The sequence below is a fragment of the Haloplanus salinarum genome, from assembly GCF_009762275.1.
Lineage (GTDB): Archaea > Halobacteriota > Halobacteria > Halobacteriales > Haloferacaceae > Haloplanus > Haloplanus salinarum.
On the sequence record NZ_CP034345.1, the window covers coordinates 357,176 to 381,609 of the forward strand.

Genomic DNA, 24,434 nt, shown 5'->3' on the forward strand with positions numbered 1-24,434 from the left:
GACCCGGGATGTGTTCAGCCGGGAATCGGTCGGTGTCGGTCCGTGGCTACGTCCGTGCCTCGCTGGCCGTCGGGCGGGACCTGTACCCTCGCTGGACGCCCCACAGGATCAGGACGATACCGAAGAGGACGAACGACCCGGACACCCACGCCCGGGCGTTCCCGACGACGGACGCATAGGCGAACGCAATCGACAGGACGCCGGCGACAACGGTCGTGATGTCCACCTCTTGGATGTTGGGAGGCATACCCGTGGTTTGTCGGCACTCAATAATAAAACGCCGGGGTGAGTACGATCCGGCCCTTCCCGGAGCGAGTCACTCCCGCTGGACGGTCAGCGTTTCGAACCGGTTGTAGCGGCGCCACAAGTAAACCGGTCCGAAAAAAACTCCCGAGAGGGCGACGGCGACCGCAACGAGCACGGGGAGCAGGTCGAGCGTGAGCGTTCCGGTGGCTATCGCTGGGGCCAGAACGAGAGCGAACGCGGTGACCGCGCCGGCGCCGATGTACTTCCAGACGGCTGGCTTCCACTCGGTGTCCGCGAGCGCGACCAGTCGAGTGTCCCGGTAGAAGCAGTACAGCGAGACGACACCCACGAACAGGAGCAGTGGCACGAGCAGTACAAACACGACCGGTTCGAGTCCGAACGCGAACGCGAGAGCCGTCGACCCGACGAACGCAACGAAGGCAACACTCGGGGCGGCGATCCCCAGCCACCAGGATGCCTCGGGTCGGGTGGGTGGATCCATGGTTGGCTACGACTGCCGGGCTCGCCGGTTCGTATCGATGTTTCCTGTCGCGGCCCGCCGGCTCGGACCGGTGGGGGTGCTGCATCCGTTCCGATGGGTCGATCCCTGCCGCCTCGTGCTCCGGTGCATGTCGGATCCGATCGATCCGCTGGAACATAAATACCGGAGGTGCCGGCCGCGCCTCGACGCGGGCCGGCGGGCTGGTCGGAGTTAGTCCATCGGAGTGGACGCCGGTTCGATACACGAGAGACCCGAACTCTCCCGCCGGCCCCGCGCGAACCGGTCCCCGGTCTCGGCGTTGAACAGGTAGAGAGCCGACTCCGGGAACTGGACGCTGATCTCGTCGCCTTCGGACGGCGCCTCCATGGCAGGCATGACGCTCCGGATCTCTCCCTGTGGCCCGTTCATGTAGAGGTGGATGTCGTCGCCGAACGGTTCGACCAGGTACACGTCCGCCGGGATCCCCTCGCTCGATTCGCCGATGGTCACGTGCTGGGGTCGACAGCCGATAACGAGGTCCTCCGACGCCCGTTCCGGATCGTAATCCTCGACCTCGAACTCGATCCGTGTCCCGTCATCGGTCCGCACGACGGCCCGATCGTCGTCGATCGTCTCGAGCGAGCCATCGAGCGTGTTGATCTCGGGCGAGCCAATGAACCCGGCGACGAACAGGTTGTTGGGGTTGCGGTACACCTCCTCGGGCGCGCCGACCTGCTCGATGTGCCCGTCGTTCATCACCGCGATCTTGTCCGACATCGTCATCGCCTCCCGCTGATCGTGTGTCACGTAGATAATCGTCTCACCGAGCTCCTTGTGGAGGCGGCCGAGTTCCTTGCGCATCTCCCGTTTGAGTTTCTCGTCGAGGTCGCTCATCGGCTCGTCCATCAGGAACGCGACCGGGTCTCGGACGATCGCGCGGGCGATCGAGACGCGCTGTTGCTGACCACCGGAGATGTCGCCGGGGTACTTGTCGAGCATGTCCGCCACTTGGACGAGTTCGGCCGCCTCTCTCACCTGTTCGTACCGCTCGGACGCCCCGATCCCTTCGAGTTTGAGCGGGTACGCGATGTTCTCCCTGACGGTCATGTGTGGGTAGAGAGCGACCCGCTGGAACACCATCGCCAGATCCCGACCCTGGGGGGCCGTGTTCGTCGCGTCGGACCCTTCGATACTGACGGTGCCGCTGGTCGCCGTCTCCAGTCCGGCGATACACCGGAGCGTCGTCGTCTTCCCGCAACCGCTGGGGCCGACAAGCGTGACGAACTCCCCTTCTTCGATGTCGAGGTCGATGTCGTCGACGGCGACCTCGACGCCGGACATTACGTCGAACTCTTTGCGGAGATTTCGGAGCGAGATGTGGTCTCGCGGTGTGGTTGCCATATCAGAGTCCTCCTGTTTTGAATCCTTCCAGAATGCTTTCTTGAAGTTTGTACACGAGCACGAACGGCGGGATAGATATTAAAACTGATGCGGCCATCATCTGGCCCCAGAACACGAAGTTCTGCTCTTGGAACGTCTGGATGGCCGGCGGGAGCGTCTGCATCCGGGGCTCGGGCAGGAGTATCGTGGCCATCGTGAAGTCGTTCCAGCTGACCGCGAAGGTGAAGATCGCGACCGCGACCATCCCGGGCCAGGCCATCGGCAACGCGACGTCTTTGAACGAGTGGAACCGCGTCCCCCCGTTCATCCAGACGGCCTCCTCGTAGGCGATTGGGACGGTCTGGAAGAACTTCCACATGGCCCAGATGGAGAAGGGAAGCGCCAGCGCGATGTGTGCGATGGCGATCCCCCAGTAGGTGTTCAGCAGGCCGATATCCTGCCAGATCTGGAACTGCGGGAATGCCAGCAGGATCGGCGGGAACATGTAACTGAACAGGATGAGCCGCGCGAACATCTTCCGTCCGCGGAACTTGACGCGAGTCAGACCGTATCCCGCCAGCGTGGCAGTGGCGACGGTCACCACGATCGAGATGCCCGCGACGAGCAGGCTGTTGAGATACCACCGCGAGAAGTTTCGATCGGTGAACACCCGCACCCACGACTCGACGGTGGCGGCCGACAGGATCTCCCAGGGCCAGTACAGCGGGCTCTTGATGATGAGGTCGTTCGACTGCAGACTGGCGACCAGCATCCAATAGATTGGGAAGAAAAACGCAAAGATGGTGACGCCGACCACGACGTACAGCGACACGCGCTGGAGGCGTTTCTTCTCCTGGTAGCCTATCCGGTCCGGGCCCAGCAGTCCCGAGGCCCGGGTCGCCAGGCGGTCGAGCAGCGTCATCGCTGGACCTCCTCGGCGGGTTTGAACCCGGCGAAATACACGATGGCGGCCAGCCCCAGGAACGCGAACAGCGTGCCGGAGATTGCCCCTGCCATCCCGAGGTCGAAGTTGATGAACGCGACCCGGTAGATCCGGACCGGGAGGGTCTCAGTCGTCCGCCCCGGCCCACCCCCGGTCACGATCCAGATGATGTCGAACTTGTTGAACATCCACACGCCCCGGAGCAGGACGACGAGCAACAACACGCCCCTGATCTGGGGATAGGTGATGTCCCTGAACTTTCGGAGGGGTCCGGCCCCGTTCATCGTCGCGGCTTCGTAGAAACTGTCCGGAATCGACTGCAGGCGAGCGAGTACCATCATCGTGATGAAGATGGAGAACTTCCAGCTGTTGAGCACTATCAACGACGGCATAGCGAGCGAGGGTTCACCGAGGAAGGCGATCCCTTCGTCTATGATCCCGACGTCCGTCGCAACGATGTTGATGATCCCGAACTGTTCGTTCATCATCAGCCTGAATATCATCCCGACGACGACCGTCGGGATGAGGTAGGGGAGAAAGACCAGTGCGCGGGTCAGGATGACGCCCCTGAACTTCCGGGTCAGGAGCAGTGCCGTCACCAAGCCGACGACGAGCTGGAGTCCGACGGAGCCGAACCCGAACACGAAACTCGCACGGAACGCCTCCCAGTACATGCTGCTGCCGAAGAGGCTCAGATAGTTCCCGAAGCCGATCCACGTCCAGTTCGGGTCGAGCGCCCCCGCCTCGTGCATGCTCAGGTACAGCGCCCAGACGACCGGGATAGCGGCCGAGATGGTCATCAGCGCCACCGCGGGACCGACGGTCAGGACCACCAGCATTCGATCGCCTTCGAACAGACGCGAGAGGACGCTCTCCGACCGTTCACGGGTCTGGTCGACTCCACTCCAGAGAGCGTCTCTGACAGTGCTCATACGGGCCTCACCTCGTGTATCTTGCCGAACATAATTCATCGAAAATACGGATCTATCATAAATGTACCGCCTGTTGGCGCTAGTTCAGTCCTTCCTGCATGACGCTGATCCCCGACTGGATGGCGTCGCTCTTCGAGGCGCCGTTCTCCAGGTACTGGAAGGCCATGTTCCCCAGCCCGAAGGTCATGTACACGTTCCCGGCGATGAAGTTCGTCGGGTCCGTCTCGCTCGCGATAGGCTTGCCGGTTGGAATCTGGTCGAGATACACCTGCAACTGGTCGTTGGTATACCCATCGTTGACGATATCGACGTCCCACAGCGGGTGGTCGGTCTGTCGCATCGACTCGGGTAGTGGGGCGTTGTGGACCGGCGACTTCTGGAGGAACTCGACGTGTAAGTCCTCGTCCGTCATCATCATCGACACGTACTCCTTGCCCAGTTCGGTTTTCTCGCCGCCCTTCATGACCCCCCATCCGGAGGGGAACGTGAACCCGCGCTCCTCCTCATCTTGGACGGGCGGGACCTCGCCGGGGACGACGTCCAGACCGTACTCGCCTTCACGCGTGACCGACTGGGTCTTGTGGCGCGCACCCAGGTAGAAGGCCGAGGCGACGTCCGCGTTGGCGAACCCGTTGATCATCTCCGTCCAACTCCAGTTGCCGGTCGAGGGCGCGTACTGATACGCGTCCTCGAGGTCGTCCAGGTACGACTCGAGGTTCGAGCGAGGTTCGAGGTTGAGACTGATGTTGTCGCCGGATCGCTCGGTGAGTTCGACGCCACGCTCCAGAACGTCACAGTAGATGTTGCTCTGTGACCCAAGGGTCTCGGCGGCCGGGACGTACCCGCCGCGGAGTTCGTTCCCGTACGAGTCCTCGACTTGGTCAGTCGCTTCGAGGAACTCCAGGTACTCGTCGTAACTGGCGGGCGGTCTGACGGTCTCACCGTCGGAAATCTCGATTTCCGGTCCGCTTCCCTCGAATCCTTCCTGTTGCATCAGGTCGCCGCGGTACCAGTAGAGTCCCGACGAGACGAACGAAGGGTGCCAGATGTCCTCGCCGCCGCTCGTGAGTCGGAACTGGTCCGGGAACGGGAACTGCTCTTGGAACTGGTTGGTGATATCGGTGACTGGCGCGAGCAGGTCGTCGAGGACGTACTGAGCGACGTTGAAGTCCTCCAGGTTTATTACGTCCGGCGGGTCGCCGGCCTGAATCAGCTCCGCTATGCGCTTGTTGTACCCGACGTCGAACGCGTACGTGACGCTGACCGACGTGCCGGTCTCCTCCTCGAACATCTCGGCCGTCTTCTGCCAGTATTCCTTGAACGTCGGGCTCTGTTCTAGCGACAGGTAGTGGACCGATCCTTCGGTGACCGTGTTCTCGCTTTGCGTCGGCGTCGACTCGGCTCCTCCGTCTCCGCCATCGCTCCCACCACCGCCACCGTCACCGCTGTCGCCACCACCGTCACCGCCGCCGCCGCTGCAACCGGCCATGAGTGTCGACCCCGAGACGGTTGCCGCCGCGACTCCTTTCAGGAAACTCCGCCGTTCTGGCTCGTCCGGTTCGTCCGCTGGACTCCGCTCTTCGTGTGAGTTGTTCTCTGTCATGTTTGTCTGGTTGTGGTCACCGGGCCGTTCGCTCAGGGTCGCTTTCTCGAACCCTGACGAAACTGTATATATTCATGTATATTAAAAATTGTGTATATTTTTATGCTCTTCAGCGTCGAACCGTGTGTCGACGGTCAGCTCCGGCGGCCGGAGCAGCCAGATCAGCGGGGTTCCAGCGGGAGCACGCAGGGCGGCACGACAGGCCCGTGGGCGACCGTCCGTGACGCGGTCATAATCCGGTCTCGTCTTGGAGCTGTCGGAGGTTGTAGATGAACGTATCCTCCTCGAGGCTCACGTCGTCGTACGTGACGACCTGGTTCCTGTCGAGGGAGGTTTCGACGACCGCACCGTCAAGCAGTTCGAAGGGGACGTGACCGTTCGCCTCGGCCCTCTCTGCCGTTTCGATCCGACCGTAGACGGTGTACCCGCCGCCGCCGTCGAGCTCCGTTCCGGAGCTGAGAGCCTGCTTGGTCACTCCGACGACCTCCGTGTGCTGGCTCCGTGTGGCGCCGGTCGGTTCGTTGTTCAGCGCGGCGTTGGCGACGCTGATGCCCGTCTCCAGACCAGGGAGGTGGTGAGGCCGGTAGAACACTTGGTACTTGCCGTCGCTCGCGGTGTGCCATCCCGCGCCACTGTACTGGGCCAAGTACTCCTGGACGCGTTCCGTCGGGGTCGATGTCACGGCGAACACTCCCGCACTGATGTCTTGCTCGACCGTGGAGCCGTCCTCGTACACCGTGCTGATCGTGTCGACGACACCGGTGTTCTGGAGCAGCCCTCCCTCCGCTTCCGGCCGGAGCTTCTCCGGAATCTCGGGAATCTCTGCAGTCGGAATATGCATCCCGGGAACGTCCGGTTCCAGTCCGACCGCGTTCGCGACGGCGCACATCTCGACGGAGACCTTGGTGCCGTCGAAAAACGAGTTGAACATCCGGGGGTTGAGGTTGTGGCCCTCGACGAACTCGTCCTCGAACCCGATCCGGTCGAACACGTCGTCGGGCGTCCCGAATCGGTATTCGTCCCGATAGGGATTACCCTTCCCGACGGCGACGATCTCCATCCCGACCGTGCGCGCCCAGTCACACAACTCGACGATGCAGGCCGGCTGGTCGCCGTAGGCCATCGTGTACGTCACGTCGTTCTGGTCGGCGTACGACGAGAGGATCGGACCGACGACCGTGTCGGCCTCGACGTTCACCATGACGACGTGCTTTTTCTCCGTGATCGCTTCGTACGCATATTTCGCCCCGATGTTGGGGATCCCTGTCGCCTCGACTACGACGTCCACACCCGTCTCGATCAGGTCCATCCCGGCCTCGACTACGGCACGGCCCCCCTCTGCCCGTACCGCCTCGGCTTCCGTAGCACTCTCCGCGACGGTGATCTCGTCCGACGGAACGCCGGTCTCTCGGAGCGTTCGGACCGCCTTGTCGGTATCGATATCGGCTACGACCGCGGTCTCGAGTCCAGTGACCGGTTCGATCTGGTCGATCAGGTTCGTTCCGAACAGCCCGGAACCGATGACGCCGACCTGTACTGGTTCCTCGCGTGCAGCTAACTTTGATGGGATATTTAGCATTTGTCTAGCGTCAGTGGCGTGCTTGAATTTTATTTTACATAAATGTGTGGGTCCGAAGACTGGGGATGCGGTCTCGTCGCGCCGTGGCTCGACAGGTGTTCCACGGATAGTCGATGTGGAGGTCCTCCCCGTCCCCGCCGCGTGGAACCGTTACGTACCCTCCTTTTTGTCGGCGAATATTAGCTGAAACCGAATCGCCTGTCGGCAGCAGGGGGGTGGTCGATGCTCAAATTCGGCCTCGACCGTGGAACGTTTCGCGGAGTTGTCGCGACCACCCGTGTCGTTTCTTCGGTCATGTCGAACTATCGTATTTTATTGGCGAAGATAGCGTTTGCTTCGCTGAACTTGCTACCGGATAACAAACGAGGAATGTTAACGTAGCTATCGGTTCGAATTTCAGCGAACTCCGACCGGCGCGTAGACGTTTGACTACTTCGGCGGTCATCTATCATTTTCGTCAATCCCGGAATAGGCTGAACCGCGCCGGATCTGCCGGGTCGAGGGGCCCAATAGTTCGACATCGCCGAACGAACGCTCGTGCACGACGAATTAAGTATATGTAGCTATGTTTGGCATACGCACCCATGACAACGGATGACATCGCGGCCCGCGGGGTGAAGGCGACGGCCACGACTCTCGAAATCGTAGAGCACCTCTACGAAGCCGACGGGAGTCGCCTCCACGAGATCGCCGACGAACTCGGGCTGGCGAACAGTACCGTTCACCAGCACCTGAACACGCTCACCACGGACGGGTACGTCGTCAAGGAGGGCAAACAGTACTACGTCGGCCTCGAGTTCCTCCACGTGGCCAGTTACGCCCGACGCAGGAAGAAGGCCAACCGCATCTCCGCGGCGATCGTCGAAAAAGCGTACGAAAAGACCGGCGAGCCGATGTGGTTCATCGTCGAGGAGAACGGTCGAGGCTACCACGTCTACCAGTACCCGCAAAGACGGGACAGCGTCATCGACACGCGGCCGGGCAAACGTATCTATCTACACGCCAATGCCGCCGGGAAGTCGATCCTCGCCCATCTCGACCAGGAACGGGTCGACGAGATTATTGACCGCTGGGGAATGCCCGCGATCACGGAGAACACCATCACCGACAGGGACGAACTGGCCGCCGCGCTCGATCGCGTGCGCGAGCGGGGGTACGCTTACAACAGGGAGGAACACGTCCCCGGGTACGGAGGGATCGCGGCACCAGTCACGAGACAGGACGGGACGGTCGTCGGAGCGCTCGCGACCGGTGCCCCAATGCAACACCTCCAGGGAGAACCGATGAATGACGAACTCCCCGAACAGATGCTTAAGATCGTCAACGAATTCGAATTGCAGATCAAATTCGCCTGACTGCGTGGTGTGCAAAAACGAACGCCCTCGGGCACGCGGCCCTCGAGATTACGGATATCCACCGCCGAACCCACAACTCGCTACGGTCCGATATCGACGGAACGGCTACTGTAGAGTTCGGTGACGCAAACAGTGATCTGCCGCATGTGAATCGTTTCACATCCGAATCCGCGACCGATCGGTGTCCAACAACGGTCCAGTCGCTCCGGGGACGGGCTATGTAGCAGATCAAATAACAAAATTATGTTTGTTATTTTGCCGTTGGAGAAACGTCTCGTATCTTGATCGTGCCCGCACTCTCGTAGTGTGGACACGTCACCCGATCCGGACACCAGTGATCGTTCTCCGCGTGGGATCCGTGGTTGCTCTCGACTGAACGGCTCCACTAGTGGTCTGTCGTCTCTCCCACCACGGAACGCTCACCGCACAGTTCCAGGGTCCACATATTCGATAACGGCGAACGGGATCAAAAGTCGTCACTGACGGATTTCGGACGAACGAACCACAAGCTATCAGTCTGGCTGCGGTGGCCGACATCGAATACCAAGCATTCGTTCGTTATTCGAAGGGATGATTCGAATCGAACGCGGCGCGCACTGCGTTTTCGAAGTCCAAACAGCCATGTCGTCGATGACGACGGTCTATGGAGCAAAGTACGGTTATTCGCGGAACTACCGTCCTCTATACGGAGTATGAAAGCGTTTGTTAAATACGAACGATGAACGACAGCGATCCTCCCAGTTGGTACTCCGCCGCGCCGATCGAGAGTCGTGCAGTCACTTACTGACGGTTCGGCTCCCAGTCGGGACGGTCACGGTGGATGAACTCGCCGTGACCCGGATCACCGACGATTTCGCCGTCGTCGGCGATGAGTTCTCCCCGCACGAACGTTTTCTTCACTTGGCCCGTCACGTCCCGACCCTCGTAGATGGAATAATCGGCGATGGAGGCGTTGTCCGCGGCGCTAATCGTGTACTCCTCGTCGGGATCGAAGAGGACGATATCCGCGTCGGTTCCGGGTTCGAGGGTACCCTTCCCCGGAAGACCGAACGTCCGGGCCGGATTCGTCGACATCACGCGTACGAGGAAGGGGTACGAGAACCCACGGTCGTTGACCGCCTCGTCGTGGAAGACGGGAAGGGTGGTTTGGAGACTGTTGACACCGAACGAACTGTCCCACCAGTGTTCGACCTCCTTGTCCGCACGCTCGAATGCGACGTGGTCGGTGGAGACGACGCTCAGGGCACCGTCGTGCAGGTGTTCGAACATGGCGTCACGATCCGCGGGAGTCCGCAATGGAGGTGCCTGAATCGCGAGGGTTCCCTGTTCGTCGTAGGCGGATTCGTCCAGGGTAGCGTAGTGGGTGCACGTCTCGCCACGGACCTCGCTTCCGTCGGCTTGGAAGTCATCGAGAACGTCCGCTGCTTTCTTGCAGGTCGTGTGGATCCCGTAGTATTTTGCCCCCGCCTCCTGTGCCATCCGAACCGCGTCCTCGGCTGCCATGGCCTCCGTGTAGTCCGGGCGAGCGCGGGGATACTCGCTGGGATGATTCGCCCCTTCGGTCTTGAGCCGTTCGGTCAGGTGATTACAGACCGATGCGTCCTCGGTGTGGAGGACGGCGACGATATCGTGTTCGGCGATTTCCTCGAAGACACGATCCATGAACCCGTTGGAAAGGCCGATCTCGTAGGCCGTGAACATCTTGATCGATGTCACACCCTCCCGGATCACCGCCTCGAGTTCGTCGAAAACGGCCGGGTCTTCGCGTGTGATGACTCCATGGAGACCGAAGTCGATCAGTGATTCCTCGCCTTTCCGCTTCTGACGCTCCACCGCCTCCAGCAGCGTTCCCTCCTCTTCCCAGACGCTGAGATCACCGATCCAGGCTTCCCATGCGAAATTGACGCAGGAAGTCACCCCACCGAGCGCGGCAGCGCTCGTTCCCGTCTCGTAGGTGTCGTTCGACAGATACCCGTCGATGTGGACGTGGGGATCGACGACGCCGGGCATCACCAACTGCCCCGAGGCGTCCACGACTTCCTCGGCATCCGGCATCGTCTCGGCGTCACCAACGGCGGCGATGACGCCATCGTCGACAGCGAGATCCGCTTCGAGGAGGCGCTCGGGCGTTACTACCGTCCCGTCGCTAATGACCAAATCAGCGGTCATAGGCTAGCTCTGTACATCAGGTATCTTAACTGTGGCTATCGCTCCCATGCCCACATGTAATATTTCCAATCGATCGTCACATTTAATATCTATGATGATCGCGTGTGAATCGGAGCCATGTTAGCACCATCCCAGGAGCAGAGCCATGACTGAGGAGTCGGCCGCCGAAGACCTGACTCCGACATCGCTCGACAACCGGTCGATGAAACTCTCCCAGTACGTTCCGCTCTGGTGGGCGGCCGTCATCGTCGTCCAGTCGATGGCGGTGGCGTTTTTCGCCATTCACCCACAGGGAGAGCTCAACCTCGTGCAGGTTATCGTCGCCTCCTTCCTCGGAACCCTCATCTTGGGGATGCTCTTTTTTCTCAACGGATTTCCGGGCTTCGAGGAGGGAATCCCGTTTGCCGTGCAGACACGGTCAGCGTTCGGGGTTCGTGGGTCGATCATCCCGAACTACCTCCGGGCGGTGCCCGCGATCATCTATCTCGGGATCGGAAACTGGATCGGAGCGCTCGCGATCAACACGATCACGACCACGCTGTGGGGATTCGGTAACCTGCAGGTGTATTTCGTGCTGTTCGGCGTGCTGAACCTCGCCCTCGCGTGGTACGGCATCGATTCGATCAAGTGGTTCGATACCCTCTCCGCGGTCGTCATCGTCGTCCTCCTGGCGTACACCGGATACGTCGTCTTGTCGACACAGGCCATCCCCTCGGAACCGATCAACCATCCCGGATCGTGGGGGCTACCCTTCGTCGGCTTCATCGCGGCGGTCGGCGGTCAACTCATTACAGCCGCGCTGAATATCTCCGATATCACCCGACATCTCGATACGGAACGAGGGGCCGCGAATCTGGCGGTCGGCAATCTGCTGGGTCTCGTTCCGGCGTATCTCTTCATGTTACTGATCGGCCTCCTGTTCAGCGTCACGACCGGTATCACGAACCCGGTCGAAGCGATCATGGCGGTGGCACCGAATCCGGTCCTCGGTGCAGCGATGCTCCTGTTCGCGATCCTCGCACAGATCTCCACGAACCTCGTGAACAACCTCCTGCCACCAACCCACGTGTTCCAAGACTCCCTCGACGTCTCTTGGAAACAGGGACTCTTGATCACGACCGTGCTCTCGTTCCTGTCGTTCCCCTGGATGCTCTTCACCAGTGCGCTCTTCTCGACGTTCATCCAGATCTATTCGGCGTTCTTGGGACCGATCGTCGGGGTCCTGCTCGCGGACTATTGGATCGTCCGGCAGCGTGACACCGACGTCGACGCGCTGTACGACGACAGCGAGGAATCGGCGTTCTGGTTCGTGGGTGGGTTCTCCGCGACGGGAATCATCAGTATGCTCCTCGGCGTCGTGGTCAGTCTCCCGATCCTGGATCTCTCCTGGGTGATCGGACTGCCGACCGCGTTCGTCGCCTACGCTGTGCTCTCGAAGGCGAACTTCAACCAGCACGTCATGCGGTCGACCAGCACGCAGGGTGCCAAATCCGCCAAGGGGGACTGACACCATCGCCCGTGCGTCGCTCGGACGGCGTGCCGTCCACGCGACGGACGCAACTTTTATTCTCCATCCGATCGACCGCAAGCACGTGACACAGATAGAGTTCGACATCGACGGCCAAGTGTTCGTGGCCGACCTGCTGGAGGACGAGGCACCCCAGTCGGTCGAAGCACTCCGGGAGTTCCTGCCGCTCGAATCGGAGCTGATGCACGTCCGCTGGAGCGGTCACGCGACGTGGGTCAACATCGACGAGATCGATCTCCCGGAGATCCCCCGTGAGAACCACACGGTCTACCCCTCACGTGGCGACATCCTCCTCTATCCGGGCTACCGGAACGAACAGGAGATCCTCGTCCCCTGCGGGCCGACGTGCTTCAAGAGCCCCGCGGGTGAACTCGCTGGCAATCATATCGCGTGTCTCGACGCGTCGCGCGAGGAACTCGCCGAACTGGAGGAGGAGACACTCCAAAGCGGCGCGAAGGAAATCGTCGTCAGGGAACGGTAGCGACCCGACGCGTGTCGGTTGTATCGTCGGGGATCACCCCGTGATTCGACCGGGCCGGGAAGGCCCTCACCTCTCCGGTATCTTCAAATCGGAGGGACGAGTTTGTGATGTCAAGCATGAGCACACCAGAGTCCGCACACCAGTGTGTGAGCGAGCAGCGTCTCCGCGACGACATCTCGCGGACAGCGGAGTTCGGTGCGATCGAAACCGATCGGGGCCACGGTCGGACGGTCCTGACGGGCACGGAAGCGAACCGCAAGGCACGCGAGTACTTCGTCGACCGACTCGAGGCCGCCGGACTGGACGTCCGTGTCGATGCGGTCGGGAACATCGCCGGTCGGTGGGTCCCCGAGGGTGCCGATTCGACGGCATCCCCCGTCGCGTGTGGCAGCCATCTCGATTCCGTGCCTGAAGGGGGTATCTTCGACGGTGTCCTCGGTGTCTACAGTGGGCTGGAGGCCGTGCGGGCGCTCCAGCGGGTCGATGCCGACCTCGATCGACCGATCGACGTCGTCTGTTTCACCGAGGAAGAGGGTGCACGCTTCTCCAATGGCGTCCTCGGATCCTCGGTAGCTAGCGGGCGGCAGACCGTCGAGGATGCCCTCGCGCGGGAGGATACCGACGGTGTGACGGTCGAGATGGCGTTGAGCGACATCGGATTCCGTGGGAGTGGCCGCCTCGACGCGAGCACGTGGGATTCGTGGCTCGAACTTCACGTCGAACAGGGTGAACGCCTCCAGGACGCGAACGCGGCCGTCGGCATCGTCTCGGCGATCACGGGAACCGTTCGGTGTGCAGTCGGGATCGAAGGGGAGGCAAACCACTCGGGATCAACGACGATGGCGGAGCGGACGGACGCGTTGACGGCCGCGAGCGAGCTCGTCCTGGAGGTGGAACACGCGACGGAGGCGGTCGTCGCCGACCACGGCGACACCGTCGTCGGGACGGTCGGAAAACTCGACGTCTCACCGAACGCGATCAACGTCGTCCCCGGTCGGGTCGAACTGGGTATCGATATCCGTGATGTCCGCTACGAGTCCATGGAACGGATCATCGACCGCCTGACGGAGCGACTTGCTCAGCTCGAAACCGAGCGGGGCGTCGAGACGACGTTCGAGCGTCCGTACGATATCGCACCGAGCGAGATGAGCGAGCGGTGCACATCGGGCTTGGAACGTGCCGCCGAGACTGTCGGCGTCCCGTCGCTGTCGCTACACTCCGGCGCGGGCCACGACACCATGCACGTCGCAAGCGTCACCGACACGGGAATGCTGTTCGCACCCTCTCACGGCGGCTTCTCGCACAGTCCCCGTGAGTGGACCGACTGGAGTAGCTGTGCGACGGCGACGCAGGTGTTAGCGACCGGACTGGCGGATCTGGCGGGCGACTGAACGGGTCGCTGACAGAGGGGTTTGTTGAATGGAAACGGAGTGGTCGTCGGGTAGAGCCACACCTACGAATCCGATCCGTGGGTCGCCATGTTGATGTTCACCTCGATGACGTTGGCCGCGCGCTGGACCTCCTCGGGGAGTTCCTCGTCGAACGCCTCGCCTTTCAACCGGCTAGTCGGCCCAGCGACGCTCAACGAACCGAGAACGTTGTCGTCGCGGTCGATGACCGGCGCCCCGACGGCACGGAGACCTTCTACTTCCTCCTCGTCGTTGTACGCGTAGCCCCGGTCGCGGACCGTGGTCAGTTCCTCGAGGAGTTCGTCCCGGTCCGTGATCGTGTTGGCCGTCCGTTCCGGGAGTCCGTGCAGATCCAGGATGTCCTCACGCTCGTCCTCGGGCAGGAACGCCAAAATCGCCTTCCCCGTCGCCGTGCAGTGGAGCTGATCGGGCCGCTGGAGTTTCTCGGTCTGGTAGCCGCTTCCGACGGCGTCGCTGCCGCGGACCTTGTAGAGATTGATCCCTTTGCCGTGCTCTTCGGTAAAGAGGTTCGCGTACTCGCCGGTCGACTCGGCCAGTTCCTCGACCTCTTCCCTCCCGTACCGGTACAGGAGGTTGCGGTTTCGGACGTACTCCCCGGAGAGCAACAACTGGAGGCCGAGTTCGTACTGGTCGCCTTTCTTGACCACGAACTCCTCCTGTCTGAGGGTGGTCAGGTAGTGGTACGCCGAACTCTTCGACATACCGAGGTGATCGGCCAACTCCGTGACTCCAGCGCCGTCCAGCGTCTCGAGGGCCTCGATGATCCGGGTCGTTCGCTCCACCGTTTTCAGCGTTCGCGGTGACGCCTCGGGATTCGAATCAGGTGGCATAGCTCCGTGTAGAATGGGACGTCACTTAATCGTTCACCTCTCGAAAACGGTCGAGCAACGACTCGGGACGACACGTCCGTTCGTTCACGCGTGAACACGTCCACGCCGCCCGATCGTCGTGTTCTGCATAGATCCGCAATCCCCCGTGACGGCACCGCGTTTCACGCCGAAGTGTTTTCGAAATACAAACGCAAACGGGTGTCTCACCGACGGCCGATATAACAATAGTATGTTTGTTATGGAAGTCTGGCCTCGCCGTTCACGACAACGCTTTTACCCTGTCAGTTCTACGTTGACGGTGATGGAAACGGAATTGCTGGGACGGACGGGCCGGATCGAAGTCCGGAACGTCGGCGGGATCGACGAGACGAGCGTCGAGTTCGAACCCGGGATCACGGTTCTGACGGGGCGGAACGCGACGAACCGGACGTCGCTGCTCCGATCGATCATGGCGGTCATGGGGAGCGACGACGCCTCTCTCAAAGCTGACGCCGACGAGGGGCAGGTCGAATTCACCGTGGGCGACGAGCGCTACCGACGGACGTTCACACGGACGAACGGATCCGTAACGATCGGCGGCGAGCCGTTTCTCGACGATCCGGAATTCGCGGACCTCTTTGCCTTTTTGTTGGAATCTAACGAGGCCCGCCGTTCCGTCGCGAGGGGAGATGACCTGCGGGAATTGATCATGCGGCCGGTCGACACCGAAGCTATTCGAAGCGAGATTCGCGAACTCGAGCGCGAGAAATCCCGGATCGACGACGATCTCGACTCCCTCGCCGATCTGAAGGGGGACTTACCGGAACTCGAGCGGAAGCGTAGCCGTCTCGAAGACGATATCGAGACGAAGCGAGCGGCGCTCGAGGACAAAGAGGCGGAGATCGAGGCACTGGACGCCGACATCGACAAGACACGGGCGGAGAAACAGGAACTCGAATCGCGGCTCGACGACCTGCGCGAGAAGCGGTCGGAGCTTGAGCGAGTTCGCTCGGACATCGATCTCCAGCAGGACAGCATCGAGTCGCTCACGGCCGAGCAGCGGGAGATAGAGACCGACCTCGAGGAGCTCCCCGACGAGCCGATGGGTGAACACGCCGAACTCGACCAGGAGATCGAGCGACTGCGGGAGCGAATCGGGACACTCGAACGCGAGGTGAGTGATCTCCAAGACGTCATCCAGTTCAACGAGGATCAACTCCAGGAGACCGGGGTAGTCACGGAACACTTGGACGACGAGGATGGTGCCGTGACGGACGCCCTCGTCGACGAGACGGTGGTCTGCTGGACCTGCGGTACCTCCGTCGAGACCGATCGAATCACGACCACGCTCGACCAACTTCGGGAGATCCGACAGGAGAAACTCGAGACGATCCGGACGCTCGAATCCGAGCTGAGTCAACTGAAAGAGGAACGCGAGACGTACCGGGAACAACAGCAGCGCAAGGAAACCCTCGAGCGAACGCTCGACGACATCGAGGTCGAAATCGAGGATCGCGAAACACAACTCGAGACGCTGCGGGAGCAACGCGACCAACTTAACGGCGACATCGAGGACCTCGAAGCGGAAATCGAAACCTTGGAGACCGAGGACTTCGACGATATCCTCGGACTACACAAAGAAGCGAACCAGTTGGAATTCGAACTCGGTCGACTCGAATCCGACCTCGAGGATGTGACGGAACGGATCAGCAGCATCGAAGACCAACTGACCGAGGAAGAGCAACTCCGTTCCCAGCGCGACGAGATCAACACGGAGCTTCGAGAGCTCCGGACGCAGATCGATCGGATCGAGGAGAACGCCGTCACGGAGTTCAACGATCATATGGAGACCGTGCTCGATATCCTCGGTTACGAGAACCTCGAACGAATCTGGATCGAGCGAGTCGAACGCACCGTTCGCGAGGGTCGTCGGAACGTCGAGAAAACCATGTTCGAACTCCATATCGTCCGGAGTACGGACAGCGGCGCCACGTTCGAGGATACGATCGATCACCTCTCGGAGAGCGAACGCGAGGTAACTGGTTTGGTGTTCGCGCTCGCGGGCTATCTCGTCCACGAAGTGTACGAGACGGTGCCGTTCATGCTGTTGGACTCGCTGGAGGCGATCGACTCCGAGCGCATCGCCACACTAGTCGAATACGTTGCCGATTACGCGGAGTTTCTCGTCGTCGCCTTGCTCCCCGAGGACGCACAGGCGCTCGACGACAACCACACGCAAGTGACGGAGATCTAGCTATTCTTCGTCGGGGTCACAGTCACAGCCGCCCCGTTCGAACAACTCGACGACGCCATACTGGGCCCCACACTCCTCACAGAGGACATCCACGTCGACGAACAAGCGGAAGCGACCGAGCGTGAGTCTGTCAGTCGAGCGCAATCGTTCCAAACCTTCCTCGGCGATAGATCGCAGTCGGGACTGAAGACGTTGGATCGTTTCGATGACGGAATCGGCTCGTTCGCTCTCGGACGGTCGTTCGTACTCCGCATCCCGATACTCGGTCAGATAGGAGCGGATGGCTTGATACGTGACGAAATCCCGCTCGAGCCGTTCGATATCGACGCCTTCGCGTTCGAGGCGTGTACGTGCTTCCGTCCGCATCCCGCTGCTCACGTCGTCGTCGGTGAGGAGGCGATAGAGGTTCTCGAGTTCCCCGTCGACGGTCGACGCGCCGGCGGCCTGCAGGTTCGTCTCGAGGAGCCGCCGATTGAACCGATCCGCGAGATCGCGGAGACTCTCACGTTGGTCACCATCGGCGGTCCACAGCCGTTCGAGTGTATCACCGAACGAGTCGCCGAGGCCGTACTCGTCGATCAGCCGGGCCACTTTGCTCGATTTCCGTTCCGAGTCGGAGTGCTCGTCGTCAGTCACTGCACGCGAGATGCGTGATCCAAGTATATAAAATAAATGCAACATGCCTCGGTAGCCCGATGGTACCGAACGAGACGATCGCGGCTTGAACGTCCATCCTATTCGCGTGTCGGACGAATCGAACGATCTATCCGGCTTATTGTTCATCACTCCGAATCATATCACCGTGAACGGTCGGACCGCATCGCTGGATTCCGACCACCCACAATAGCTCGACCCTCACACATCGTGTCCGTTGCTCGGAACGCTACCGAAAATCTACGATATATATCCCCGGAAATGTAAGTTGAGAATGATTTGATTATACCGAACCCCGCTGAAAATACCCTCCGACCCATCGACGGGAACCACGACCGATTCGATCCGTGTTTCCCTCGCGGTTCGTCGAAGGAGGGTCCGATGAAATCGGGCCTCGTGGTTACCCACGTTCCGAACGGGGTCCTTCGATCGGTTTCGGAATCCCGGCAGCGTACCGAAACTGCTGTTCGTCGCTGCGAATCACCGTTTCGGCAACCGTGGTCCGATTCGGCTCTTTGCCGCTGACCGGTCTTCCGTCCCCGATCATGGACCGTTTCTCGCGAACGAGTGATGTTCGAATTATCAACATCTGAGGTAGTGTATCAACGTGATAACGTAGCCAAACTCATCCGAATACCGAGCGTCATCTCGGGGCCGGGTGTTCGCTCTCGCCCCACACTGGTTTCGCGCGCTCCACTAGCGTGGTGTGTCACCCGGACGTCACCCGCCGTCGTTCCGGATGCTCGAAATCGAACTCCTCCGACTGGATCATTTCCAGGATGTCCTCGATGGACGGACGATCCCCCCAAAATGTTCCGTAATACGCGAAACGGACGGTTCCGGTCCGATCGATGATGATCGTCGAGGGACGGTTGATATACCCGGCGTGGACGGCGTACGCCGTCGGATCGACGCCGTACTTCGCACCGACCGCTCCCGCACGGTCGAGGAGGTGGGGCCACCAGATCTGCTCCGCGTACGACTCGGTGAACGACACCTCGGCGAACCAGTACTCGGGTTCGAACTCCCGGCCGACCATCACTCGGCTGCGATAGCGGCCGTGACATTCGATCGTCGCCACGTCGATGTCCGCCTCCACCAGCTCATCGCGACGTTCGATCAGTTCGTCGAACTCGCGGTGGCAGACGGGACACCAGTCGGCGAATACCCAGATCAGGACTGTCCACCCGTCGTCTTCGATTGCGTCCTCGAGGTTCCACGTCCCCCCGTCAGTATCCGGCAGTTCGAACGGCGGCGCGGCCTCACCGACTGCCAGCTGTTCGAAGGTGTCCTCATCGAGATTTCGATACGCAGCCTCCACCTCGCGTTCGGCTACTGCGCCCTTTTCGATGCGGTCGATCGAGAGTTCGGCTCGATGGCGGACCTCTTTCGAATCGTCGTTCGCGTACCGGTCACGGAGTAGATCCAGTGACCGGGTGGCACCGATCTGTCCCAGCGCGATCATCGCCTGCGACCGCGCCAGCGCGTTCGGATCCTGACGGGCCACCCGTTCGAGCGACTCGATCGCGCTCCGGGCTCGCAGAATCCCCAGTGCCGTTGCACACACGTAGCGTACCTGCACGTCGTCGTCCTCGAGCCCAACGGCGATGTCGGACGCGTTCGTGTCGCCGACTCGGACGAGGTCGCGGACGGCGAGTAGTCGGACTCGCCAATCGTCGTCGTCGAGATCCGCTATACCGTGCTTCTCGAGCGTCCGATCGACCGTAAAGTTCGTTTCATCGACGGGATGGAACTCGTGTGTTCGAACACGGTCGAGTACCGCCTCTACGGACGGTTTATCGGGGGGACTCGGTTCGGTATCGTTCATACACATACGAAGCGACCGACCCGGAAAAAGATACGCGACGACGTTGTCGGGTTCCTTTTGTTATCGGTGCGTCGAGATGCGAGCTCTCTCACTCGCCGAACGTTGGCGAGGAGTCCCGTTCGCCACGACAGGCACGGGGTCGGTGGCCCGCCGCTCCTTGCCGGTCGGGTTCTCGGTCCCACGCGATGCCAGTTTGCCGACGAGTGTCGCCAGTTCGTCGTCGATGCGGGATCGCTGTGCCGTCATCTTCGCCGTGGTGGGCTTCCGAGGTGTCGGTCGACACGGATTCCGCGCGATCCCGGCCTTGGTCGCACCAACCCGTCTGTAGCGTCATATCGAGAACGATCACACCTATCAGATTAGCAATCAGTTGGCTTGTATGACAAGTCGTCGCGCTCACCTCGCTACGGCGACGAACCCCGTCTGCGGCTTCGTGGGATCGGACGGTTCGGACGACACGAGGTGGCTCCTCATACGGATTATTGTAACTGTGTACCGGTGGTTCGCCGGACCACGCTGGCGAACCACCGGTAACGACGTACAATAAACAGTATCAGTCCTCGGCCGTGGTGATAATCTCTCGGGCCGCGTCTTGGAGGATTTCCAATCCAGTTTCGGCCTCGTCGATGTCGAAATGTTCGTCGTAACGGCCACACTGGGCACTGTCCCCCGGCCCCCACGTGATCGCTGGCACGTCGGTGTGGTTGATGAACCAACGCGTATCGGCCGCCCATGGACGCCCTGCTGGCTCCGTCGAGACGCCGGCGGTGTCGCTGGAGTGGTTCCGAAACACTTCAGCAGGGTACGAATCGACCGGTGCGTCAGTCGATTCGTACGAACTCACGCGTTCCCACTCGATGTCGAGGTCGTTGTCGGCGGCGATCTCCTCGAGGAGGGCGCCGACCTCCTCGTCCATCTCTTCGACCGTCTCGCTCGGGAAGAACCGACGCTCCATGCGCAGCGTCATCTTCTCGGGGATCATGTTGCCCGTCAGGCCACCCTCGATCTGTGTCAGGTTGGCGTATCCCGGCCCGACCAATTCGTGATCCTGGTCTCGCAGTTCCGCGTCGTACTCCAGTAGTCGTCCGATGAGCGGGTGTGCCTCTTCGATCGCGTTGACTCCGGAGTCCGGGCGTGCGGAGTGTCCCGGCTCGCCGTTGACCGTGATATCGTACCAGGCGAGCCCCTTGTTCGAGGTGACCGTCTCCATCTGGGTCGGTTCCAACACCACTGCATAGTCCCCGGCGTACCCCTCCTCGATGAGCGCGAGCGTTCCCGGATCCCCGGTCTCCTGTCCGATGGGCGCGTGGACGATGATCGATCCGTCGAGCTCTCCCGACTCTATCTCCGGTTTCAGGTTCTTCGCGGTGAGCATCGCCAGGGACAGACCCAGTTTCATGTCGACGCTCCCGCGACCGTAGAGTTTCCCGTCTTCGATCTCTGCCCCGTACGGATCGTGGTCCCAACCCGACCGATCACCCGCCGGATAGACGTCGGTGTGTCCGTTTAGCACCAGCGTGGGGTCGCCAGAGCCGACCCGCGCGACGACCTGTGGACGGTCCTCGAACGGCTTGGTGACCGTCTCCACTTCGATACCCTCCTCCTCGAACCAGTTTGCGACGAACTCGGCGGCCGGTTTCTCGTTTCCCGGTGGGTTCTCCGATTCGATGCTGACCAGATCGGACACAAGCTCGACCAACTCGCTACTCCGCGCTCCGGTTTCGGACATACACGTCAACGGATACCACGGCAGGAGTTAAACCTTTCTCCGAGACCACGACACGACGTGCCCGATATCCCGGGTCCAGGGACGAACCAGTCGGCCGTGAGACCCACCCCTGTATAGGGAGTGGTGACGGAGTGGATGGCACACCGTGTGGCCGCTGCGGTTTAGCTTTGATATACTCAAAAAATGTTGTAATTGTTACGAATACCCGCAGGGCAGTACGGTCAACTCGAATAACCGTTCGTATGACCCGGTATGATGCCCTACGAACCGAATGAATCTAACAACCAAATGTTCGTTATTCCCGACGAGCGAAATCGCCGATTCCGATCGTGCCATCGGCTCTCTCAGCGATTTTGCGGCGATATCCCTACTCCTCGTTGACGTCCCTGGCCTGCAGTTCCACCTGGATTATGTTGGCTTTGTTCATAACGTAGTTCGGAAGTTCGTCGTAGAACCGGTCGTCGGGGAGTTCCGATTTCGGAGCGGACAGACTCACGGATCCGAGTAACCGCTCCTGTTGATCGTGAATCGGTGCAGCAACCGCCCTGAGCCCGGATATCTCCTCCTCGTCGTTCAACGCGTACCCTTGTTCCCTGATTCGTTCGAGTTCCGTAAACAACGTCTCTTCGTCGGTAATCGTGTGTGGTGTCCGTCGCTGCAGGCCGTTTTCACGGATGACGCTTCGTACCTGTTTCTCCGGAAGGTGAGCGAGAATCGCCTTCCCGGACGCGGACCAGTGGAGTTGCCACTCCAGTTTGGCCTGGTGCCAGATGTACAGGTCGGTGCCGACGGAATCCTCACCGAAGGACTGGTACAACGTCACCTCTCGCCCGTTGTGATCGGTGATGAGGTGGGCGTTGTACCCCGTTTCGTGTGCCATGTTGTCGACCACTTTTCGGCCGACGTGGTAGAGTGGGAGCGTGTTCCGTACCTGTTCGCCGTAAATGAGAAACTGCGGGGCGAGACTGTACGTTCGGCTCTCCTTCACGACGAATCCACACCGACAGAGCGTGTTCATGTACGTTTGGAGCGAGCCCAGCGAGAGATCGATGTCCTCGGCCAAATCCGTCAACGTTACTTCCCGATCCTGGTGGATCTTCTCTAAAATCGCGCAGGCTCTCTCCACCGATTGGATCGTTCTCGGCGTTTCGTTGTCCATCACTCCCCTAGAGACCCCGATACGATGTTATACTTTGTTATAACCAAACTTATATTTCGGCGAGCACTGTGAGGCGCTTTTCGGTACCGTCGGCGTGCCCCCGTGGGAATCGCTGCCGACCGGATCCAGCGCCGAACGTGCTCTCCCGGGGCGCGCCGGCACGTGGTCCCGTTCGGACAGCGGCAACAAACTTATCCGACCGTCACTCGGTAGCAGTAGAGGATGGCGTTGTCGTTCACACTGTCGACGTTCGTTCGTCCGACTGTCGAAGCGACGGGCAAACGGGATCGCGGCCACGACGGGATCATCGCCGATGATTGATCCGCAGTCGGTTCCGCGATTCGCCGGTGTGGCGACGTTTATGCGGAAGCCACACGTTTACGACCTCGGGGGGACGGAGGCAGACGCGGCGTTTCTCGGCGTCCCGTTCGACGACGCGACATCCTATCGGCCGGGCGCGCGATTCGGCCCCAGATCGATCCGGGAGGCCTCGACGCTACTCAAACCGTACAATCCCGAAACGGACACCGATCTGAACGAGTTCACGATCGTCGATTACGACGACGTGCCGGTCGTGCCGGGATACATCGAGGACACGTTCGAGGCGATAGAGGAACGGATCGGGGCCGTTCTCGATCACGGGGTCATCCCCGTACTCGCCGGTGGCGACCACTCGACGACGCTTCCGGTGCTCAGAGCGGTCGCGGAGAAGTACGGCCCCGTCTCGCTCGTACAGTTCGACGCCCACTCCGATCTGTGGACGGAGTACTTCGGACGCGATCACAATCACGGGACGACCATCCACTACGCGATCGAGGAGGGACTGATCGATCCCGAGACGTCGATACGGATCGGCGAGCGAGGGGGACTCTACGGCCCCGAAGACGTCGAACGGTTCGAGGCCGCTGGAATCGAATCCTACACGGCTACCGAGGCGACGACCCTCGGATTAGACGCCCTGGGTGATCGGATCGAGGAGGTCGTCGACGGACCCGTGTTCGCTACGATCGATATCGATTCGGTCGACCCGGCGTACGCGCCCGGCACCGGAACGCCGATGCCGGGGGGCTTCACCTCGCGTGAGATCCTCACGCTCACCCGCCAGCTTCACGCAGTGGATCTCATCGGGTTCGATCTGGTCGAGGTGGCGCCCCCGTACGACGACCAGTCGGGATCGACCGCGATCCTCGCCGCGAACGTGATGTTCGAGGCACTCTGTGCAGCTCTCGACACATCGACGACGGACACGGGTCACGACGCATGAAATCAGTACATATCGAAGCGAAATCCGGCGCGGCATTCGAACTTGCGGCCGGCGAATCGTTCGACGTTATCGACACCCACGGCGGACAGGCAGTCGACGTGACCGTCTTCCCGAAGTCGGACGACGATACGGCGGCGTTCTCCTCGAAGTACACCTATCGACGAACGGGAAAGGTCCGTTTCGAGGAGGGAGACAGCCTCTATACGACCGACGGGGAACCGATCGCGACACTCGTCCACGACGACTGTGGAATAAATGACCTCCTGCTCGCTCCCTGCAACGCGTGGATCGTCGACGAGTACTACGGGCAGGACGACGAGATCGGCTGTCGCGGCAACCTTCAGGAGGTCTTGGAACCGTACGGGATCGACCCCGCTCGCGTCCAGGACGTGATGAACCTCTTCACTGCGGTGACGATCACGGATCACCGCTACTTGGATTTCCGCGAACCCCCATCCGAGCCGGGCGACACTGCAGAGCTTCGTGCGGAGCGCGACGCTATCGTCGGCGTCGCACCGTGCACCGGTGATTCGATACTCAACGAAGGTGGACCAACGGGAATCGAGATCCGTGTCCCCGACGGCGTGCCGGTCGGGACCAATTTCTGAGC

20 protein-coding genes are annotated in these 24,434 nt (G+C 61.0%); 7 read left to right on the forward strand and 13 right to left on the reverse strand.

The annotated features are described in order from the left end of the window. Positions 1–46: 46 nt before the first annotated feature. From EI982_RS03000 to EI982_RS03030, 7 genes are all read right to left on the reverse strand, one after another. A complete protein-coding gene (locus tag EI982_RS03000; protein WP_157688071.1) occupies positions 47–247 on the reverse strand; it encodes a hypothetical protein in 201 nt (66 codons plus the stop codon). Between the two features lie 69 nt (positions 248–316). Continuing rightward, on the reverse strand, positions 317–748 hold the full coding sequence (locus EI982_RS03005) for a hypothetical protein (protein ID WP_157688072.1): 432 nt from the start codon (positions 746–748) through the stop codon (positions 317–319). Positions 749–958: 210 nt separating this feature from the next. Next, complete coding sequence (locus EI982_RS03010; RefSeq protein WP_157688073.1) at positions 959–2,128, reverse strand: ABC transporter ATP-binding protein; 1,170 nt, start codon at positions 2,126–2,128, stop codon at positions 959–961. Position 2,129: 1 nt separating this feature from the next. Further along, positions 2,130–3,029, reverse strand: coding sequence for a carbohydrate ABC transporter permease (locus tag EI982_RS03015; protein WP_157688074.1), 900 nt, complete (start codon positions 3,027–3,029; stop codon positions 2,130–2,132). Beyond that, entirely contained in the window at positions 3,026–3,982 is a 957-nt protein-coding gene (locus EI982_RS03020) for a carbohydrate ABC transporter permease (protein WP_157688075.1), read from the reverse strand. The genes EI982_RS03015 and EI982_RS03020 overlap by 4 nt, the downstream gene beginning before the upstream one ends. Positions 3,983–4,061: 79 nt before the next feature. Further along, positions 4,062–5,585 carry an ABC transporter substrate-binding protein gene (locus EI982_RS03025; RefSeq protein WP_157688076.1) on the reverse strand — a complete coding sequence of 508 codons (1,524 nt, stop codon included), beginning with the start codon at positions 5,583–5,585 and terminating at the stop codon, positions 4,062–4,064. A gap of 229 nt (positions 5,586–5,814) precedes the next feature. Further along, positions 5,815–7,164, reverse strand: a complete 1,350-nt coding sequence (locus EI982_RS03030; RefSeq protein WP_157688077.1) for an NAD(P)H-dependent oxidoreductase — start codon at positions 7,162–7,164, stop codon at positions 5,815–5,817. A 584-nt stretch (positions 7,165–7,748) separates the two neighbouring features. Here EI982_RS03030 and EI982_RS03035 point away from each other — a divergent pair. Continuing rightward, positions 7,749–8,519, forward strand: a complete 771-nt coding sequence (locus EI982_RS03035; RefSeq protein WP_157688078.1) for an IclR family transcriptional regulator — start codon at positions 7,749–7,751, stop codon at positions 8,517–8,519. A gap of 780 nt (positions 8,520–9,299) precedes the next feature. On the opposite strand, the gene EI982_RS03040 is transcribed toward EI982_RS03035, so the two are convergent. Beyond that, the gene (locus tag EI982_RS03040; protein ID WP_157688079.1) at positions 9,300–10,688 is read right to left on the reverse strand and encodes a dihydroorotase; all 1,389 of its coding nucleotides are present in this window, start codon (positions 10,686–10,688) and stop codon (positions 9,300–9,302) included. Between the two features lie 145 nt (positions 10,689–10,833). Here EI982_RS03040 and EI982_RS03045 point away from each other — a divergent pair, with 145 nt between their 5' ends. The 3 genes from EI982_RS03045 (at position 10,834) to EI982_RS03055 (ending at position 14,088) form a co-directional block, all read left to right on the forward strand. Beyond that, positions 10,834–12,195, forward strand: a complete 1,362-nt coding sequence (locus EI982_RS03045) for an NCS1 family transporter (RefSeq protein ID WP_157688080.1) — start codon at positions 10,834–10,836, stop codon at positions 12,193–12,195. Positions 12,196–12,280: 85 nt separating this feature from the next. After that, complete coding sequence (locus EI982_RS03050; protein ID WP_157688081.1) at positions 12,281–12,697, forward strand: DUF3830 family protein; 417 nt, start codon at positions 12,281–12,283, stop codon at positions 12,695–12,697. A gap of 116 nt (positions 12,698–12,813) precedes the next feature. Further along, positions 12,814–14,088 carry a M20 family metallo-hydrolase gene (locus EI982_RS03055; RefSeq protein WP_157688082.1) on the forward strand — a complete coding sequence of 425 codons (1,275 nt, stop codon included), beginning with the start codon at positions 12,814–12,816 and terminating at the stop codon, positions 14,086–14,088. 62 nt (positions 14,089–14,150) lie between these two features. On the opposite strand, the gene EI982_RS03060 is transcribed toward EI982_RS03055, so the two are convergent. After that, complete coding sequence (locus tag EI982_RS03060; RefSeq protein ID WP_157688083.1) at positions 14,151–14,957, reverse strand: IclR family transcriptional regulator; 807 nt, start codon at positions 14,955–14,957, stop codon at positions 14,151–14,153. A gap of 298 nt (positions 14,958–15,255) precedes the next feature. Here EI982_RS03060 and EI982_RS03065 point away from each other — a divergent pair, with 298 nt between their 5' ends. Continuing rightward, positions 15,256–17,190, forward strand: a complete 1,935-nt coding sequence (locus tag EI982_RS03065; protein ID WP_394352059.1) for an archaea-specific SMC-related protein — start codon at positions 15,256–15,258, stop codon at positions 17,188–17,190. Here the strand turns inward: EI982_RS03065 and rdfA are convergent, their stop codons facing one another. The 4 genes from rdfA to EI982_RS03085 all read right to left on the reverse strand — a co-directional run bounded on the left by rdfA (position 17,191) and on the right by EI982_RS03085 (position 22,560). Continuing rightward, complete coding sequence (gene rdfA, locus EI982_RS03070) at positions 17,191–17,826, reverse strand: rod-determining factor RdfA (RefSeq protein WP_157688085.1); 636 nt, start codon at positions 17,824–17,826, stop codon at positions 17,191–17,193. It abuts the gene before it with no gap. A 727-nt stretch (positions 17,827–18,553) separates the two neighbouring features. Then, positions 18,554–19,672, reverse strand: coding sequence for a redoxin domain-containing protein (locus EI982_RS03075; RefSeq protein ID WP_199243711.1), 1,119 nt, complete (start codon positions 19,670–19,672; stop codon positions 18,554–18,556). Positions 19,673–20,225: 553 nt separating this feature from the next. Continuing rightward, positions 20,226–21,401, reverse strand: coding sequence for a M20 family metallopeptidase (locus EI982_RS03080; RefSeq protein ID WP_157688087.1), 1,176 nt, complete (start codon positions 21,399–21,401; stop codon positions 20,226–20,228). A 367-nt stretch (positions 21,402–21,768) separates the two neighbouring features. Continuing rightward, a complete protein-coding gene (locus EI982_RS03085) occupies positions 21,769–22,560 on the reverse strand; it encodes an IclR family transcriptional regulator (protein WP_157688088.1) in 792 nt (263 codons plus the stop codon). A 361-nt stretch (positions 22,561–22,921) separates the two neighbouring features. Between EI982_RS03085 and speB the strand changes: the two genes are divergently transcribed. After that, positions 22,922–23,824 (forward strand): agmatinase, encoded by a 903-nt coding sequence (gene speB / locus EI982_RS03090; RefSeq protein WP_199243712.1) that lies wholly within the window; start codon positions 22,922–22,924, stop codon positions 23,822–23,824. Beyond that, positions 23,821–24,432: a DUF1989 domain-containing protein gene (locus EI982_RS03095; protein WP_157688090.1), complete on the forward strand. Its 612-nt coding sequence runs from the start codon at positions 23,821–23,823 to the stop codon at positions 24,430–24,432. Before speB ends, EI982_RS03095 begins: the two co-directional genes overlap by 4 nt. The last annotated feature ends 2 nt before the right edge of the window (positions 24,433–24,434 follow it).